Raw genomic sequence first — 16,724 nt, forward strand, 5'->3', positions numbered from 1 at the left:
CGGTCTTTAAAACTTATAGCGAGTGATATCCGCGGTCTACATAAATGAGCGGCGGGCGTGCCGGACCGATCGCGACATCCACCACTTCTCCGAACAGCACCAGATGCGTGGCGATGGTTTTCACCTCGATGAGGCGGCAGTCGAAGGTGGCGACCGCGCCGACCAGGATCGGCGCGTCGGTTGTCAGCCGCGTCCATTGAGCAAGGGCGAATCGCCGCTCCATGTCCAGTTGGTCGCGCCCGGAGAAGGCATGCGCAAGCGCCCGGTGCTCGTCGCCGAGCAGATTGAGGGCGAAATTGTCGCTGCGGGTGAAGATCTCGTTGCGCGGATTGGCGCCGTTCAGGCAGACCAGAACCGTCGGAGGACTGTCGGACACCGAGCAGGACGCCGTCACGGTGACGCCGCGCCGCTCGCCGCCGTCAGCTGCGGTGATAACCTGCACGTGACCGGCCAGGCGGCTCATCGCGTCGCGATAACTGATGGGGTCCAGCCGGGTCTTCTCCAACACTTCATTCTCCGGGCAATGTCAGGCACATACATAGACGGTCGTTGAAAATATGAAACCCGTTTCAAGGAGAATCTTGCGGATCTGCGACATGGGCGCGACGCGGATAGACCCTTCCTCCGGATCGGCGACATCTTTTCCTTTGACGCCGCAGGGCACATCCTTAAAACATGCGACCACTACCGTGCCGCGCGGCGAATGCGAGCGGCAACAGAAGCGGTAGCAATATTGGGCTCGCCACGGGTTTTGGCTGCAGATCGAACGTGATCGACAGACAGGTGGCAGCGGAGAAAGTGAATGCTTCGATCGATCGTCACCACCCTCGTTCTTGCCGGATTGATGCAGGCAATGCCCGCAGCGGCAGCCGGCATCAAGGTCGCCGTGGTTGCGCCGGTCGAAGGTCCGTTCGCGCCGCTTGGCAAGCAGATCGTCGATGGCGCCTCGTTCAAGGCGGGTGATCATGGCAGTGAAATCGTCGTCATTCCCGAGACCTGCGATGCCGCCGGCAGCGAAGCGCTGACGAAGGCCCTGCTCGCGGCTGGCGCTGAGGCTGCGATCGGCTTTCTCTGCACCGAGAGCCTGGATGCAACACTGCCGGCGCTCGCGGAGGCAGGTGTGCCCGCGATCACTCTGAGCGTGCGGTCCGATATCCTGATGGAGGACGCGCTGAAGCATAAGTGGCCGCTGTTTCGTCTCGCCCCGAGCGGCAAGGCGGAGGCCGACGCGATCGTCGATACCATCGTCAGCCGCTGGAAGGACAAGCCGATAGCGCTTGTCGACGATGGCACCATCCATAGCCGCGAACTGGTCGAGGGCGTGCGCGCAGCGCTTGCCGAAATCGGGCTGACGCCGGTGTTCAGTGATACCTATCGGCCGGCGCAGGAACAGCAGATCAATCTGGTGCGGCGCCTGGTCAAGAGCGGCGCCACCCATGTCTTTACCGGCGGCGACCGCCAGGACACCGCGGTGATCGCCCGTGATGCTCAAGGGGAAGGTGCCGATCTCGTCCTGCTCGGGGGCGACGCCTTGAATGCCGCCGATCCCGTGGTTCCTCTTGTCGATGGCGTGCTCGCCGTGACCCTGCCGGACGCGTCCATATCGCCCGAAGGCACGCCCTTTGCGGATGGCATGCGCGCCGCCGGCATCGAACCCGAGGGCTATGTGATGCCGGCTTTCGCTGCCGTCGCCCTCCTGGAACAGGCCAAGGACCGGGCTGCGGAAGAGGACAAGCCGCTGGCCGAGGCGATCGCCAAGGGTCCCTACCCGACGGTTCTCGGGCTTCTTTCCTTCAACGCCGCGCATGAGCGCGCCGAAAATCCCTATCGTCTGATGCAATGGCAGGACGGCCGCTTCGTGCCCGCGGCCGCGGAAGGAAATAACCCATGATGCGCTCCGGGCCGTTGAACCTGATCACCGATGTTGCAGGTCTGACCGTTGGCAACGCCGAGGATCATCGCCTCAAATCGGGCGTCACCGCCATCGTTTGCGATCCCCAGGCAACCGCGGCCGTCCAGGTGCTTGGCGGCGCTCCGGGAACGCGCGAGACCGACCTTCTCGAGCCGCACAATACGGTGCAGGCGGTCGATGCCCTCGTCCTGTCGGGCGGGTCTGCCTTCGGTCTTGACGCGGCCTCCGGCGCTCAAGCCGCCCTCAGGGAAATGGGTCGCGGTTTCGCCGTCGGTCCGCACCGCATACCGATCGTTCCGACGGCCATCCTCTTCGATCTGATCAATGGCGGCGATAAGGATTGGGGGCGTTTTCCGCCCTATCGCGAAGTCGGCTTCGAGGCGGTCCGCCGGGCCGGCAGATCCTTTGCAACGGGCACGGCCGGCGCCGGAACCGGCGCGCTCACCGCCACCGTCAAGGGCGGTCTCGGCTCTGCTTCCACCGTGCTTCCAAGCGGCATTACCGTTGGCGCGCTCGTTGCGGTCAATGCGCTCGGCTCGGCGACTGTTGGGGGCGGCAGGCACTTCTGGGCGGCGCCGTTTGAGGTTGACGATGAGTTCGGAGGGCTTGGCTACCCCCACCCCCTGCCTACTGACGCATCCGACATCCGCATCAAGTTTCGCGATCGACAGGCGGCCGTCGCCAACACCACGATCGCGGTGATCGCAACCGATGCGGTGCTGACCAAGGCGGAGGCCAAGCGCCTGGCGATTGCCGCCCATGACGGCTTTGCGCGCGGGTTGTGGCCGGCACACACGCCGCTTGATGGCGACCTGATCTTTGCGCTTGCGACCGGAGCCAGCGGCAAGACGCCGACGCTTGAGGATTTCATCGATCTTGGCGCGGTGGCCGCATCGACGATGGCGCGCGCGATCGCCCGCGGCGTGCATGACGCGACCCCTGCCGAAAACGACCTCATGCCGTGCTGGTCCGGCCTCTAGCTGACGCAGCTTTGATCGGCGGCATGTTGTTTGCGCGGCCCGCCGGTGCTATTCCCGCGGAAAACACCCTGGAGTGCGCCATGACCCATCCTATCCGCATTGCTCCGTCGATCCTGGCGGCCGATTTCTCCAAGCTCGGACAGGAGGTTCGCGACGTCGTCGATGCCGGCGCCGACTGGATCCATCTCGATGTCATGGATGGCCACTTCGTGCCCAACATCACCTTCGGTCCCGATGTGATCAAGTCGCTGCGGCGCTACACGGACGCGACCTTCGACTGCCACCTGATGATCTCGCCCGCCGATCCGTTCCTCGAAGCCTTCGCCAAGGCGGGTTGCGATATTCTGACGGTTCATGCCGAAGCCGGCCCGCATCTGCATCGCTCGCTGCAGACGGTCCGGTCGCTTGGCAAGAAGGCCGGCGTTTCGCTCAATCCGGCAACGCCTGAAAGCGCCATCGAATACGTGCTCGACCAGGTCGACCTCATCCTCGTCATGACCGTGAACCCCGGCTTCGGTGGGCAGAAGTTCATCGACGCTACGGCGGAGAAGATCCGTCGCATCAAGGCGATGATCGGCGACCGGCCGATCGAGATCGAGGTGGACGGCGGCATTGCGCCCGAGACGGCCGCCATTGCCAGTGGCGCCGGCGCCAACGTGCTCGTCGCCGGTTCGGCGATCTTCAAGGGCGGTTCTGTCGACGCCTATCGCGCCGGCATCGAAGCGATCCGCGCCCCTGCGGAGAAGGCCTATCGATGAAGAGCCGCGCAGCAGTTCCAGGCCTGTTGCTGCTCGCCGTTGCGTCGTTCGCGGCTCCGGCCTTGGCGGGCGACTACGCCGCCTTCGAGCCGATCGGCTTTTCGGCCGACGGCAACGTCTTTGCCTTCGAGGAATACGGTATCCAGGACGGCTCCGGTTTTCCCTATTCGACTATCTATGTGGTCGACACGCGCAATGACGCATTTCTGCCGGGGGCGCCGATCCGCGCCGTCGGCGGTGAGGATGGCAGCCCGCTCTCCAAGGCGCGCCACGAATCCCGTCGTCGTGCGGCACCCTTGATCGAGGCCTATCGTCTGGCCGATGCACCCGGGCTTCTGGCCGCCTACAACCCGATCACCGAGGCCAACGCCAAGCCGCAGAGCCTGACCTACGATGCCTTTGCGGCCGCGGAAGCGTTTCGGGAGACCTATTCGGTTGCGCTTGAGGAGAAAAGCTTCGAGCCGGAAGGCATCTGCAAGGATTTCCTGAAGGAGGTCAAAGGCTTTCGTCTGTCGATGACGATGAAGGCCGGCAAGGCTGCGAGCGAAGTCCTGCAGGACGACAGCCGCGTTCCGGAAAGCCGCCGCTGCCCGACCGGCTATCAGGTCGGCGGCGCGGTCACCCACCGCAACGACGATGGTTCGGAAACCCACGTCATCATGGTTCTCGTCAAGTCGCTCGGTTTCGAAGGAACCACAGACGGGCGCTGGATCGCGATCCCGACCCGGATCGCCCAATGAACGAGGCGGCCGCCAGCGTCGAAGCGAAAGCAGAACGTGCGGCGGCCGCAGTCCCGAAACGGAGCCGCTTCGTCCGCGCGTTCCCGTCGGCTGTCGAACTGGTCGTCGGCGCCCCGTTCTGGGGGATCTCGATGATGGCCTCGGCGTGGTTTGGCCTGTGGTTGCGCGAAGGCGCCTCGACCTTTCACCTGGCCGAACTGCTCCAGATGTTCGCGTTCGGTGCGGCGCTCGCATGGCCGCCGGCGCTGTTTCTTGCCCGCCTTGCTGCACTTGGGCGTCGCGTTGAAACGCGGTTTGCCGCTTGTCTCTTCTTCCTCTCCCTCGGCACAATCGGCATGACCGCCTTGCTGTTTGCGCTCGACTACCGGGAATTCTATTCCCAATGGCACGCGCCGATCGGAACGAAGACATGGCTCTTCCAGTTTGCCTTCACCACGGCCATCGCCTTCTATCAGTTCCTCGTCATGGGCCTTCGCCTCTATTTGCCGCTCGGCGGTGCTATACTCCTTGGCGTCAGCCTGTGGCTGGCAAGCAATCGCCGCGGCCAATGGCGTTGAGCTTCACGGCTATCTTTGCTAGAGGCACGGCAATCCTCCACTGACGACGAAAGCGAAAGCCCATGATCCCGCGCTACTCCCGACCGGAAATGGTGGCCATCTGGTCGCCGGAAACGAAATTCCGCATCTGGTTCGAGATCGAGGCCCATGCCTGCGACGCGCTTGCCGAGATCGGCGTCATCCCGAAGGATGCAGCCCGCACGATCTGGGAAAAGGGTGGCGCCGCCACCTTCGACGTCGCCCGCATCGACGAGATCGAGGCCGTCACCAAGCACGACGTCATCGCCTTCCTGACGCATCTGGCCGAGTTCGTCGGTCCCGACAGCCGCTTCATCCACCAGGGCATGACGTCGTCCGACGTGCTCGACACCTGCTTCAACATACAGTTGGTGCGCGCTACCGACCTTCTGCTTGCCGATCTCGACAAGCTGCTGGAGGCGCTGAAGCGCCGCGCCTTCGAGCATAAGGATACGGTGACGATTGGCCGCTCGCATGGCATCCACGCCGAGCCGACGACCTTTGGCGTCAAGCTGGCGCTCGCCTATGCCGAGTTCGACCGTTGCAAGCAGCGCCTGCTGGCTGCCCGCGAGGAAGTGGCGACCTGCGCCATCTCCGGCGCCGTCGGCACCTTCGCCAACATCGATCCGCGCGTCGAAGAGCATGTTGCCAAGGCGCTCGGCCTGAAGCCGGAACCGGTTTCCACCCAGGTCATCCCGCGTGACCGTCACGCCATGTATTTCGCCACCCTCGGCGTCATTGCATCGTCGATCGAGCGCCTGGCGACGGAAATTCGCCACCTGCAGCGCACGGAAGTGCTGGAAGCTGAAGAATATTTCTCGCCGGGCCAGAAGGGCTCGTCCGCCATGCCGCACAAGCGCAATCCGGTTCTGACCGAGAACCTGACCGGTCTTGCCCGCATGGTCCGCGCTTTCGCCGTTCCCGCCATGGAAAATGTGGCGCTCTGGCACGAGCGCGACATCTCGCATTCCTCGGTCGAGCGCATGATCGGCCCGGATGCGACGGTGACGCTCGACTTTGCGCTCGCGCGCCTCACCGGCGTGATCGACAAGCTGCTCGTCTACCCCGAGAACATGACCAAGAACATGAACAAGTTCCGCGGTCTCGTTCACTCGCAGCGCGTTCTCCTGGCGTTGACCCAGGCCGGCGTGTCGCGCGAGGACGCCTACCGTCTCGTGCAGCGCAATGCGATGAAGGTCTGGGAACAGGGCAAGGACTTCCTCGAGGAACTGCTTGCCGACGCTGAAGTGCGGGCGGCGCTGTCCGAAGAGGACATCCGCGAAAAGTTTGACCTCGGCTACCACACCAAGCACGTCGACACGATCTTCAGCCGCGTCTTCGGCTGAGCCTTCGGGACGCGGTCCCGTTGCATCGCTTGAAAATGCCCGCATTTGGCGCACATCGCTCAAATGCGGGCATTTTTCTTAGCAGGATATTCAATTATTGCGTGCGACGATAAGACCATGTCAACCCAGGTTTCTGAGGATCACATGGCCTACAAGGACAGTGTCGAGCGGACGACCCAGCGCACGCAAACGAAAATCACGGGAATGGTGACCTGCAAGACAGGTTCGAGCAACGGTGTCGTCAAGGACCTTTCGGCCGAAGGCATCTGCTTCCAGCTCTATTTCGATATCGGCGCCAAGACCGGCCAGGAAGTGACCATCAGGAGCGAGGAGCTCGGTTTCCTGACCGGCATGGTGCGCTGGTATCGCGGTGACAAGATCGGCATCAAGCTCAATCTTTCCTCCAACACCGCCGCCCAGATTTCGTCCTATTACAAGCATTTCCGCCCATAGAGACACAGGCTCATTCACGCGCCAAAGCGCCGCGGGTCAAACGACCGGCGGCGCCTTTCGTCGTGCGTGGCGCTGAGTGGAACGGCTTCCGCCTACCGTGACCGGGCGCGCGGGCCCGGCTCGACCATCTTGCGATAGAGGTGCCAGGTGGCATGGCCGAAAATCGGCATGATGACAGCCAGTCCGACGAAGACCGGGATCGAGCCGATCACCAGGCCCGCGGCGATGATAAACCCCCAGATGGCGACCGGCACGGGATTGACCAAAGTCGCGCGAATGGACGTTTCGACGGCAGCGACAGCTCCGACGTCCCGATCGATCAGCAGCGGAAACGACACGACCGTCGTTGCAAGTACGACCACGGCGAACACGAAACCGACGGCATTGCCGACCAGGATCAGGTTCCAGCCCTGTTCGGTGCTGATGATGCCGTTCCAGAAGGCGGAGATCGAGTCCGGTGGCTCGGCTCCAAAGATCTGCACATAGAGAGCCTGTGCCACCAGGAGCCAGGCAACGAAGATCACAAAGAGCATGAGCGCCACGGCCATGATGGACGGCAAGGCCGGTGAGCGATGCAACCGAAGCGCATGCGGCCAGGAATAGTCCATGCCAAGTTCACGCCGTCGACTGATTTCATAAAGTCCGATCGCCGCCACCGGGCCGATCAGGGCAAAACCGGAAACAAGCGGATAAAGCAGCGGCAGCATGTTGGCGCCCGCGCTCCACGTCATCAGGACGGCGCCGGCTATCGGGTAAATCAGGCAGAGAAAGACGTAATGCGACGGCTTTTCACGAAAATCGTCGATCCCGAGGCGCAACGCGTCAAATACGTCCGAGACACCGATCTTCTTTATTCCGGGATGGGCGACACTCGCGTCCGCTCCCGACAGGACATGGAATGTTGTCATGGCTCACACTCCTCAACGAACCAGAGCGGCCGCGGAACAGCGATGCGACAAAACCAAGCCGCACCAACCCGCGACCGTCCGCCCGATTATACAGAAAATGAGACCGCTGTCGCCTTCTGCATGCTTGCTAAAATGCCTGCCGATACGAGGTCGCTGACATGCCGTGTCGAAATGGCGACAGCTGGTCCTGCGCGTCGAGACAGTTCGCAGCGCCCGCAGACTTGACTTCGGCGCCTTTCAGCGCCACATCGCGGCCATCATGAAACTATCTGACGCCCATATCCTTATCGTCCCCGGCTACACAAACTCCGGACCCGAGCACTGGCAGAGCCGCTGGGAGCGCAAGATGTCGACCGCGCGCCGTGTCGAGCAGGCGGAGTGGGCAAAGCCCGTACGCGACGATTGGGTGGCGCGAATGGTCGAGGAGGTCAATGCGGCGGAAAAGCCGGTTGTCATCGTCGCTCATTCGCTCGGCGTCGCAACCGCAGTCCATGCCCTGCCCCATTTCAACAAGCCGATCGCCGGCGCCTTCCTGGTGGCCCCGCCGGATGTGGCCAATCCCGCGATCCGGCCGAAGCATCTGATGACCTTCGGTCCCTATCCGCGCGATCCCTTGCCGTTTCCGTCGCTGATGGTGGCGAGCCGCAACGATCCGTTCGGCTCCTACGAGCACGCCGACGATATCGCCAATGCCTGGGGCTCGCTGCTTGTCGATGCCGGCGAGTCCGGCCACATCAACACGGAATCCGGCCACGGACCCTGGCCGGAGGGCACGATGGTGTTTGCTCAGTTCCTCAGCCGCCTGAAGCCCTGACGCGTCGCGGCGCAGGCCAGCCACAAGCCGCATTAATTCGACGTTCATTGTCCGTGGTCATCATCAGGGCATGACAATGCGCGTCGTCTCCGTGATGATGCGGGAGCGTTGTCGAACTCTGATTTGCCGCCTGATGCCCGGTCCCTTGTGGAGCGGTTCTCCGGCTGCAGGCACTGGACGTAGGATACGTGGCCGTAAACGAAGGTCTCACCAAAGGTGCACAGCGTGCACCGGCCCACCCGGACGCTTTGATGCAGGCCACCCTGGAGCGGTTGCCGGCGGGTGCAGTCGTCGTTGACGCGCAGGGCCGGGTTCGTGCAGCCAACGCCCGCGCCGCCGAATTGCTCGCCCGCCCACCCGGCCGTCTCCTGAATGTGCTTCTTTGCGACCTTGTGCCGGATGAGGCCCGACCCCTTCTTCCGCCGCGCGTCGCGTCGCCACCAGACCAGACCATCCATTTCATCGGCCCCGCCGGTTCCCTGCCGATGCTCGTCGCCTGTTCGCAGACGCACTTCGGCGAAGAAGGCGAGTGGCTGCTGTTGCTGCTGCCGGTCGATGATCTCGTGAGCGAAATCGCCGGATTGCGCAACGACGAGACCCGCTGGAAATATGCGCTCGACAGTGCGCTCGAAGGCGTGTGGGACCACGATTTCGAAACCGGAAACCTGTTTTACTCCAATACATGGAAGCGGCTGCGTGGCCTGTCCGACGATGCCGAGGTCGATGGCACGCTTGAAACCTGGATCAAGAACGTCCACCCGGACGACCAGGCGCATGTGCGCGCAGCCATCGAGCGGCAGGATTCCGGCGAGGCCGTTTTCAACACGTTCGAGTATCGCGAGCGGCATGCCGACGGTCACTGGATCTGGATCGAAAGCCGCGGTGCGGCCGTTGCCTACTGGCCGGACGGCAGGCCAAGCCGCATCATCGGAACGGACACCGATATCACCGCCCGCAAGGAGGCGGAGGCGCGGCTCGAGGAGGTCTCCCGTCGCCTGCGGCTCGCACTCGGCGTTTCGAAGATCGGTGTGTTCGACTTCAATCTCGATGCCATGCGCGACGATTGGGACGAGCGCATGTTCGAGATCTACGGTCTTGACCCGACGGACGGCGCCCCGAGTTCCGAGGTCTGGGAAAACTGCCTGCACCAGGGCGATCGCGATGCCGTCATCGCCCGTACCAACGAAGGCATTACGTCGGGGAAACCCTACTCCAACGCCTTTCGGATCGTGCGGCCGGACGGTGCCGTTCGCAACATCCGTTCCAATGCCGCCACGTATGTCGACCACCTGGGGACCCGCAAGCTGATCGGCGCGAACTGGGACGTCACGGAAGACATCGCGCTCCAGGAGGAGCTGCGCCAGGCCCAGGCCTCGGCGGAGGCACGCAATCGCGAACTCGAGCAGGCGCGCATCCGCATCGAATACAATGCGCTGCACGACTACCTGACCGACCTGCCCAATCGACGCTACCTCGACCAGATGCTGACGGAGAACGTCGCCGTCAACGCCATCCTCCACATCGATCTCGATCGCTTCAAGCAGATCAACGATACGCTTGGCCATCAGGCCGGTGACGCGATGCTGACGCATGCCGCCGCCATCCTGCGCGCGCATGCCCGCCACGACGATTTCATTGCGCGCATCGGCGGCGATGAATTCGTCGTCCTTTGCCGCAGGGACCGCGACCTGCCGCAGTTGACCGAGCTTGCCGAGCGGATCGTCCATGCCTTCCGCCGACCCATCCCTTATGAAGGGCAGCTGTGCCGTCTGGGCGCGAGCATCGGCATCGCCTGGCGAGGGCATGAGGACTTCGACGCCAAGCAGCTTTTGATGAATGCCGACATCGCACTCTATCGGGCAAAGAGCCTGGGGCGCGATCGCGTCGAAATCTTCTCCGAGCAGATCCAGACCCAGATCCTGACGGCCAAGCGTATCGGCGACGACATTCGCCAGGCGATCGAGGAAGGCCAGTTCACGGTCTACTACCAGCCGCAGTTCAACGCGCGCTCTCTGGAAATTTCGGGCGTCGAGGCGCTGGTCAGATGGAACCATCCCGAGCGCGGCATTCTCGCACCCATTCACTTCCTCAAGGTGGCCGAGGAGATCAACGTCCTGCCGACGATCGACCGCAAGGTCGTGGAGATCGCCTATGCCGACTTTCAGTCCTGGCGACAGGCGGGCTTTGCCATCCCCAAGCTCTCGGTCAACATGTCATCGCCGCGCCTGCGCGATCCTGGCCTGATCACCGACCTCGCGGCCATGCAGATCCCGCCCGGCGTGCTTTCCTTCGAACTGCTCGAATCCATTTTCCTTGACGATCCCGAAGACGAGATCGCCGAGACCATTTCCGCGCTCGGCAGCCTCGGCATCGAAGTGGAGATCGATGATTTCGGCACCGGACACGCGTCGATCATCGGGCTGCTCAACCTGAACCCGGCGCGCCTCAAGATCGACCGCGCGCTCGTCGGTCCGATCACCGAAAACGCAAAGCAGGCCAAGCTCGTGCGCGCGATCATCGACATCGGTCACTCGCTCAACATCCAGGTTGTCGGCGAAGGGGTCGAGACCTGGGAGCATGCGGCCATGCTGCGCGATCTCGGCTGCGACGTGCTGCAGGGCTATGCCCTTGCCCGGCCGATGGACCGCCTCGAGCTTGAGCAGCGAATGCGCCGCGGGTGGAAGCCCACCTTCGGCGGTCCGGACAAATAAAAACCGCCCGGACCAGTGGCCGGGCGGTTTGTCGAAGCAGCGCTGCTGCCTCAGAATTACTTGCTCTGGATCTGCTGGACGGCTTCGCCGAGCAATTCGAGCATGCGCACGCGGATCTGCTCTTCGCTCTGGGCAACGCCAGCAGCGTCGAAGTCCGCCTTGATCTTGCGCACCACGTCTTCGTGGCCGACTTCTTCGAAGTCGGCGGCGACCACCTCGATCGCATAGGCTTCCGCGTCGGCCTTGCCGAGCAGGCCAGCGGCCCACAGACCCAGGAGCTTGTTGCGGCGCGCTTCAGCCTTGAACCTCAGTTCCTCATCCAGCGCAAACTTCGCTTCAAAGGCCTTTTCGCGATCCTGCATCGTCGTCATCAATCAATCTCCCTGAAAATTCCATGCTGGAAACAGTTATCGCCATAAACCAAACCGGGGGTCAAACTGCAATGCGAAGTTTTCGGCTTTGATGACTTTCGTGTTACCCTAAGCAAATCAGGGGACTGCAAGATGCGCCGATTGTGAAATCCGTTCTTTTCAGCTAAGGACCCGCTAGCGATACTCCACGTGCGCGACCCAAGAGCGCCAAGAACACAGAGACAACATCCATGAATCGTCGCCGCCGTATCTACGAGGGCAAGGCAAAGATCCTTTATGAGGGTCCGGAGCCGGGCACGCTGATCCAGTTTTTCAAGGACGACGCGACCGCCTTCAACAAGAAGAAGCATGATGTCATCGACGGCAAGGGCGTTCTGAACAACCGGATCTCCGAGTACATCTTCACGCATCTCAACCGCATCGGCATTCCGACCCACTTCATCCGCCGCCTCAACATGCGCGAGCAGCTGATCAAGGAAGTCGAGATCATTCCGCTTGAGATCGTCGTGCGCAATGTTGCCGCCGGATCGCTGGCCAAGCGCCTCGGCATCGAGGAAGGCACCGTCCTTCCCCGTTCGATCATCGAGTTTTATTACAAGGCCGATGCGCTCGAAGACCCGATGGTCTCCGAAGAACACATCACCGCCTTCGGCTGGGCCAGCCCGCAGGAGCTTGATGACGTCATGGCGCTCGCCATCCGTATCAACGACTTCCTCACCGGCCTGTTCCTCGGCGTCGGCATCCAGCTCGTCGATTTCAAGATCGAGTGCGGCCGACTGTTCGAAGGCGACATGATGCGCATCATCCTCGCCGACGAGATTTCGCCGGACAGCTGCCGTCTTTGGGACATCGAGACCAAGGAAAAGCTCGACAAGGACCGCTTTCGCCGCGACCTCGGTGGCCTCGTGGAGGCTTACCAGGAAGTCGCCCGCCGTCTCGGCATCATGAACGAGAACGAGCCTGTGCGTGGCACCGGCCCGGTTCTGGTGAAATAACTTCGGGGAAAATCAAAGTGATCAAGGCACGTGTAACCGTGACGCTGAAGAACGGCGTTCTCGATCCGCAGGGCAAGGCAATCGAAGGCGCGCTCGGCGCGCTCGGCTTCGATGGCATCGGCCAGGTTCGTCAGGGCAAGGTCTTCGACCTGCAGATCGAATCGGCAGACAAGGCCAAGGCCGAGGAAGACCTCAAGGCGATGTGCGAAAAGCTGCTCGCCAACACCGTGATCGAGAACTACAGCATCTCGTTCGCCTGATCGGCTGGCCCTCGGGCCAGAACCGAACCACGGTCCGCGCCTTTGGGCGCGGAGCCGACGCTATAAACGCCAGAGCAGTCGATACCCTCGGGGTCGGTCTGCTCAAGGCGCAGGAGGTGCCAGGCTCGTTCGGGTGCGGCATCGAAACCACCTCGCCGCTTACGGAGACAGAGTTATGAAGTCAGCCGTCGTCCAGCTTCCGGGCCTCAATCGTGACCGCGACATGATCGCGGCCCTTACCAAGATTTCCGGCAAGGCGCCCGTCACCGTCTGGCAGACGGAAACGGATATTCCCGATGTCGACCTGATCGTCATTCCCGGCGGCTTCTCCTATGGCGACTATCTTCGCTGCGGCGCGATTGCCGCCCGCATGCCGGTCATGCAGGCGATCAAGGCGAAGGCCGAAAAGGGCGTCAAGGTTCTCGGCGTCTGCAACGGCTTCCAGATCCTTGTCGAAGCGGGGCTGCTTCCGGGCGCACTGATGCGCAACGCGTCGCTGAAGTTCGTCTGCCGCGAGGTCAAGCTCGAAGTCGTCAACGCCGACACCGATTTTACCCGCGCCTACTCGAAGGGTCAGGTCATCCGTTCTCCCGTCGCCCACCACGACGGCAACTATTTCGCCGACGCCGAGACGCTGAAGACGATCGAGGGCAATGGCCAGGTGGTGTTCCGCTATGCCGAGGGCACCAACCCGAACGGCTCGATGAACGACATTGCCGGCGTCATGAGCTCGCAGGGCAACGTTCTCGGCATGATGCCGCATCCGGAAAACCTGATCGAAGCGGCCCATGGCGGTTCCGACGGCCGCGGTCTCTTTGCGTCTGCGCTCGAAGTAATCGCCGCTTAACCACCGCACTGCTAGAAGGCGTCCCGATCACCCCCAACACGAGCGAGACCGTGATGCCTTCTTATCTCCCTGGACGCCTCAGCGGCCTCGCCTGCACAGTCTTCGGCCTGGCGCTTCTGAGCGCCTGCCAGTCGCCGAAGCCGCCGGCGCCGAGCCTGAACACGGCGGCGCTGCCGACGATGGAGCGCGTCGCGCTCGGCGCAAACAGCTGCTGGTTCAAGTCCGGTGATCCCGAGTTCAAGTCCTATCGCCTCGCGCCGGAACTCAACTCCTTCTCCGGTCGCCCGCGCATCCTGATCGTCCCGCGCAAGTCTCCGGAAGCCAGGCCGCTCGCGGTCGTTCAGGCGGAAGGCAATCCCGCCCGCCTTCAAGCTTTCGGGCCGCTGATGAACGAGCCGACGGGCACGCGCATGGCCGCCGACATCCGGCGCTGGGCCGCCGGCGGACAGGGCTGCAAGTAAGCCCAATCCAAAGAAACAACATTCGACAGGCCGGCGCCGATGAGGAGCCGGCCTTTTTCGTTACAGCCTGTCACGCGTTTTCAGGCGGGGCTACCTACCGCCAGAACGGTACGCTTGACTCCTGGCGCGCATCCTTCTGCGAGACACCGATATCGTTGAGCTGCCAGTCGCTCATTTCGCCGAGCGCCAACCGGCCGCGGCGCCTGGCCGCCAGCGCGCAGTAGAGCCCCCAGATCCGCTTCAAGAGGCTTTCGCGGTCTTGCGAATAGTCGCCGCCAAGCAACGTACCGGCAATTGCGGGCGTAGCTTCGGCGCGGGACAAGCAAATTGTATCGATTGTACTCATTGATAACCCCAATGCAGCGATTGACATCGTTGTATCGGTGATAATTGACATATTCGGCGCTGTAATCTAAAGAATTGTCACTATGACAAATTGGCTCCCGGACATTCAGCAGGGTCACGGTCCGCTTTACGCGCGGATCGCCGATCAGATCGAGCACGCAATCGGCAGCGGCGCCCTTCCCGTCGGGGCCAAATTGCCACCGCAACGAAACCTCGCCTACGATATCGGCGTGACAATCGGCACGATCGGCCGGGCGTACAATATTGTTCGAGAACGGGGATTGGTCAGTGGCGAAGTCGGGCGTGGCACGTACGTGCTCGATCATCCCGAAAGCCGGCCACCGGAACAATCCGATCCGCTGACGACCTCCCTTGCCGGCACGCGGCCGCTCGTGGCGCCCGCCGGCAAACTGCGCTTCGACAGCACGGCAGCGCCCGATATCGGCCAGGGCGAAGTTCTGAGCGAGTTGTTGGGTGAGATCAGTCGGGACCATCACGCCGATATCGCCAGCTACGCCCGCAACTTTCCTGACCATTGGTTCGAAGCCGGCTGCCAGTGGCTGGCGCGCGGCACATTCCGGCCGAAGCCAGAAAACATCGTGCCCACCCTCGGCGCCCATGCGGCAGTTGTCGCCGTCATTTCAGCGGTCACGGCGCCCGGCGACCGGATCGCCTTCGAAACCCTCACCTATTCGCAGGTGAGCCGCAGCGCCGGCCTGATCGGTCGCAGGACGACGCTGGTCGAATCGGACGGCTTCGGCATGATCCCGGAGGATTTCGAGCGCGTCTGCGCGCAGCAGCACCCGAAACTCGCCTTCCTGATGCCAAGCGCCCACAACCCGACCGTTGCGATCATGCCGCTTTCCCGTCGCCAGGCGATCGCCGACATTGCCCGCAAATACGGTGTCTGGCTGGTGGAGGACGATCTCTACGGCGCCATGACCGGCGACCAGACGCCGCCGATCGCCGAGCTTGCGCCGGAGCGGACATTCCTGGTCGGCGGCCTGTCGAAGTCGGTTGCCGCCGGAGTGCGCGGCGGCTGGGTCGCCTGCCCGCCTCATTTCAGCCAGCGCATCCGCATCGCCCACAAGATGGTAAGCGGTGGCCTTCCCTTCATACTTGCGGAGCTTTGCGCCCGCCTGGTGCTGTCCGGTTCCGCGGCGATCCTGCGTGCCAGGGGCATCGACGAGGTGCGCGCCCGCGAGGCGATGGCCCGCGAGGTCTTCGAGGGCATCGAGTTTACCTCGCATCCCTGCATCCCCTTCCTCTGGATGAAGTTGCCCGATCCCTGGCTGTCGGGCACCTTCAAGCAGGCGGCACTGCAGGACGGCGTGCTGGTCGACGACGAGGACGAGTTCAAGGCTGGGCGGACCGACCGCGTCTTCCACCGGATCCGCATCGGCTTTTCCTCGCCGCGCGAGCGTGCCGAGGTCAGAGGGGGATTCCAGGCGCTGAGACGGCTGCTCGACAGCGGGCGTGCCGGCTACGACAGTTTTGAGTGACTAACGAAATCCGCGGGGTGACTTTCGCGCAATCTTGCGCAACATACTGTTTTAGCAGTCTTGCGCATATGATTCGCCTTAAGGATTCCGCATGCCGCTCTCGTCGAGACCTGCCCGTCCCCGTCGCCTTTCCGCCTGTCTTCTTGCTGCCGTCACGTTCATCGCCGCGCCTGCCTTTGCCGCAGACGGCGTTTTCGACGAAATGCGCTTCGGCGTCACGACGTCGATCGCCAGCGGTGACAAACAGGAAGACGGCGTGTTTCCGTCGTTTACGCTCTACTTCGACCCGTTCGGTGCCAGTGGCGCCGCGGATCTCGGCGAAAAGCTGCTGCGGCCGCGCGTCTATACAGGTGCAGCCGTCGCCACTTCGTCGAATGGTGTCAACCAGGCCTATGCCGGCTTGAGCTGGACCTTCGACATGACGCAGCGCCTCTTCGTGGAGTTCGGCGCAGGCGGCACGGTTCACGATGGCGACCTCGACAATCCGAATGGCGATGGTCCGCAGCTTGGCTGCCGCGTCCTGTTCCGCGAGTATGCCGCGACCGGTGTGCGCCTCGACGAGCATTGGAACGTGTCGGCCACCGTCGAACATGCGTCCCACGCCAATCTCTGCGATGGTCCGAACAACGGCCTGACACGCGCCGGCCTCGCGCTCGGCTACAAGTTCTAGGGCGGCGTCCTGCCGTAGCCTCTGAAATGTTGCAGGCGGGCGTCAACCACAGTTGATCGCCCGCATCTTTCGTAGT

Annotated in this window: 19 protein-coding genes; 15 read left to right on the forward strand and 4 right to left on the reverse strand. The window is 62.9% G+C overall.

From position 1 onward, the window contains the following. Positions 1 to 13 precede the first annotated feature (13 nt). Entirely contained in the window at positions 14 to 508 is a 495-nt protein-coding gene (locus tag VGO12_RS23070) for a flavin reductase family protein (RefSeq protein WP_414650769.1), read from the reverse strand. Between the two features lie 294 nt (positions 509 to 802). Here VGO12_RS23070 and VGO12_RS23075 point away from each other — a divergent pair, with 294 nt between their 5' ends. The 7 genes from VGO12_RS23075 to VGO12_RS23105 all read left to right on the forward strand — a co-directional run bounded on the left by VGO12_RS23075 (position 803) and on the right by VGO12_RS23105 (position 6,764). Then, entirely contained in the window at positions 803 to 1,891 is a 1,089-nt protein-coding gene (locus VGO12_RS23075) for a branched-chain amino acid ABC transporter substrate-binding protein (protein WP_327515069.1), read from the forward strand. Then, entirely contained in the window at positions 1,888 to 2,892 is a 1,005-nt protein-coding gene (locus tag VGO12_RS23080) for a P1 family peptidase (RefSeq protein ID WP_327515070.1), read from the forward strand. The genes VGO12_RS23075 and VGO12_RS23080 overlap by 4 nt, the downstream gene beginning before the upstream one ends. 80 nt (positions 2,893 to 2,972) lie before the next feature. Continuing rightward, positions 2,973 to 3,650 (forward strand): ribulose-phosphate 3-epimerase, encoded by a 678-nt coding sequence (rpe, locus tag VGO12_RS23085; protein WP_327515071.1) that lies wholly within the window; start codon positions 2,973 to 2,975, stop codon positions 3,648 to 3,650. Beyond that, complete coding sequence (locus tag VGO12_RS23090; RefSeq protein WP_327515072.1) at positions 3,647 to 4,390, forward strand: DUF2259 domain-containing protein; 744 nt, start codon at positions 3,647 to 3,649, stop codon at positions 4,388 to 4,390. Before rpe ends, VGO12_RS23090 begins: the two co-directional genes overlap by 4 nt. Next, positions 4,387 to 4,947, forward strand: a complete 561-nt coding sequence (locus tag VGO12_RS23095; protein WP_327515073.1) for a hypothetical protein — start codon at positions 4,387 to 4,389, stop codon at positions 4,945 to 4,947. Before VGO12_RS23090 ends, VGO12_RS23095 begins: the two co-directional genes overlap by 4 nt. Positions 4,948 to 5,009: 62 nt before the next feature. Beyond that, complete coding sequence (purB, locus tag VGO12_RS23100; RefSeq protein ID WP_327515074.1) at positions 5,010 to 6,311, forward strand: adenylosuccinate lyase; 1,302 nt, start codon at positions 5,010 to 5,012, stop codon at positions 6,309 to 6,311. A 144-nt stretch (positions 6,312 to 6,455) separates the two neighbouring features. Then, positions 6,456 to 6,764: a PilZ domain-containing protein gene (locus VGO12_RS23105; protein ID WP_327515104.1), complete on the forward strand. Its 309-nt coding sequence runs from the start codon at positions 6,456 to 6,458 to the stop codon at positions 6,762 to 6,764. 92 nt (positions 6,765 to 6,856) lie between these two features. On the opposite strand, the gene VGO12_RS23110 is transcribed toward VGO12_RS23105, so the two are convergent. Next, positions 6,857 to 7,672: a DUF2189 domain-containing protein gene (locus VGO12_RS23110; protein WP_327515075.1), complete on the reverse strand. Its 816-nt coding sequence runs from the start codon at positions 7,670 to 7,672 to the stop codon at positions 6,857 to 6,859. Positions 7,673 to 7,931: 259 nt separating this feature from the next. Between VGO12_RS23110 and VGO12_RS23115 the strand changes: the two genes are divergently transcribed. Both VGO12_RS23115 and VGO12_RS23120 read left to right on the forward strand, forming a co-directional pair. Beyond that, complete coding sequence (locus tag VGO12_RS23115) at positions 7,932 to 8,486, forward strand: alpha/beta hydrolase (RefSeq protein ID WP_327515076.1); 555 nt, start codon at positions 7,932 to 7,934, stop codon at positions 8,484 to 8,486. A gap of 251 nt (positions 8,487 to 8,737) precedes the next feature. Further along, positions 8,738 to 11,197, forward strand: coding sequence for a putative bifunctional diguanylate cyclase/phosphodiesterase (locus tag VGO12_RS23120; protein ID WP_327515077.1), 2,460 nt, complete (start codon positions 8,738 to 8,740; stop codon positions 11,195 to 11,197). A gap of 56 nt (positions 11,198 to 11,253) precedes the next feature. Here VGO12_RS23120 and VGO12_RS23125 read toward each other — a convergent pair whose 3' ends face one another. Continuing rightward, the gene (locus VGO12_RS23125) at positions 11,254 to 11,568 is read right to left on the reverse strand and encodes a DUF1476 domain-containing protein (RefSeq protein WP_327515078.1); all 315 of its coding nucleotides are present in this window, start codon (positions 11,566 to 11,568) and stop codon (positions 11,254 to 11,256) included. A gap of 230 nt (positions 11,569 to 11,798) precedes the next feature. Between VGO12_RS23125 and purC the strand changes: the two genes are divergently transcribed. The 4 genes from purC (at position 11,799) to VGO12_RS23145 (ending at position 14,131) form a co-directional block, all read left to right on the forward strand. Then, entirely contained in the window at positions 11,799 to 12,563 is a 765-nt protein-coding gene (gene purC, locus VGO12_RS23130) for a phosphoribosylaminoimidazolesuccinocarboxamide synthase (RefSeq protein WP_065373601.1), read from the forward strand. A 17-nt stretch (positions 12,564 to 12,580) separates the two neighbouring features. Then, a complete protein-coding gene (purS, locus tag VGO12_RS23135; RefSeq protein WP_034794427.1) occupies positions 12,581 to 12,823 on the forward strand; it encodes a phosphoribosylformylglycinamidine synthase subunit PurS in 243 nt (80 codons plus the stop codon). A 175-nt stretch (positions 12,824 to 12,998) separates the two neighbouring features. Further along, on the forward strand, positions 12,999 to 13,670 hold the full coding sequence (gene purQ / locus VGO12_RS23140; protein WP_327515079.1) for a phosphoribosylformylglycinamidine synthase subunit PurQ: 672 nt from the start codon (positions 12,999 to 13,001) through the stop codon (positions 13,668 to 13,670). Positions 13,671 to 13,723: 53 nt separating this feature from the next. Beyond that, positions 13,724 to 14,131: a hypothetical protein gene (locus VGO12_RS23145; protein ID WP_327515080.1), complete on the forward strand. Its 408-nt coding sequence runs from the start codon at positions 13,724 to 13,726 to the stop codon at positions 14,129 to 14,131. Positions 14,132 to 14,225: 94 nt separating this feature from the next. On the opposite strand, the gene VGO12_RS23150 is transcribed toward VGO12_RS23145, so the two are convergent. After that, positions 14,226 to 14,453: a DUF1127 domain-containing protein gene (locus VGO12_RS23150; RefSeq protein WP_327515081.1), complete on the reverse strand. Its 228-nt coding sequence runs from the start codon at positions 14,451 to 14,453 to the stop codon at positions 14,226 to 14,228. 106 nt (positions 14,454 to 14,559) lie between these two features. On the opposite strand from VGO12_RS23150, the gene VGO12_RS23155 reads away from it, so the two are divergent. After that, positions 14,560 to 15,978 carry a PLP-dependent aminotransferase family protein gene (locus VGO12_RS23155; RefSeq protein WP_327515082.1) on the forward strand — a complete coding sequence of 473 codons (1,419 nt, stop codon included), beginning with the start codon at positions 14,560 to 14,562 and terminating at the stop codon, positions 15,976 to 15,978. Between the two features lie 91 nt (positions 15,979 to 16,069). After that, a complete protein-coding gene (locus VGO12_RS23160; RefSeq protein ID WP_327515083.1) occupies positions 16,070 to 16,648 on the forward strand; it encodes an acyloxyacyl hydrolase in 579 nt (192 codons plus the stop codon). Positions 16,649 to 16,724: the final 76 nt, after the last annotated feature.

Source organism: Ensifer sp., assembly GCF_035999135.1.
Lineage (GTDB): Bacteria > Pseudomonadota > Alphaproteobacteria > Rhizobiales > Rhizobiaceae > Ensifer.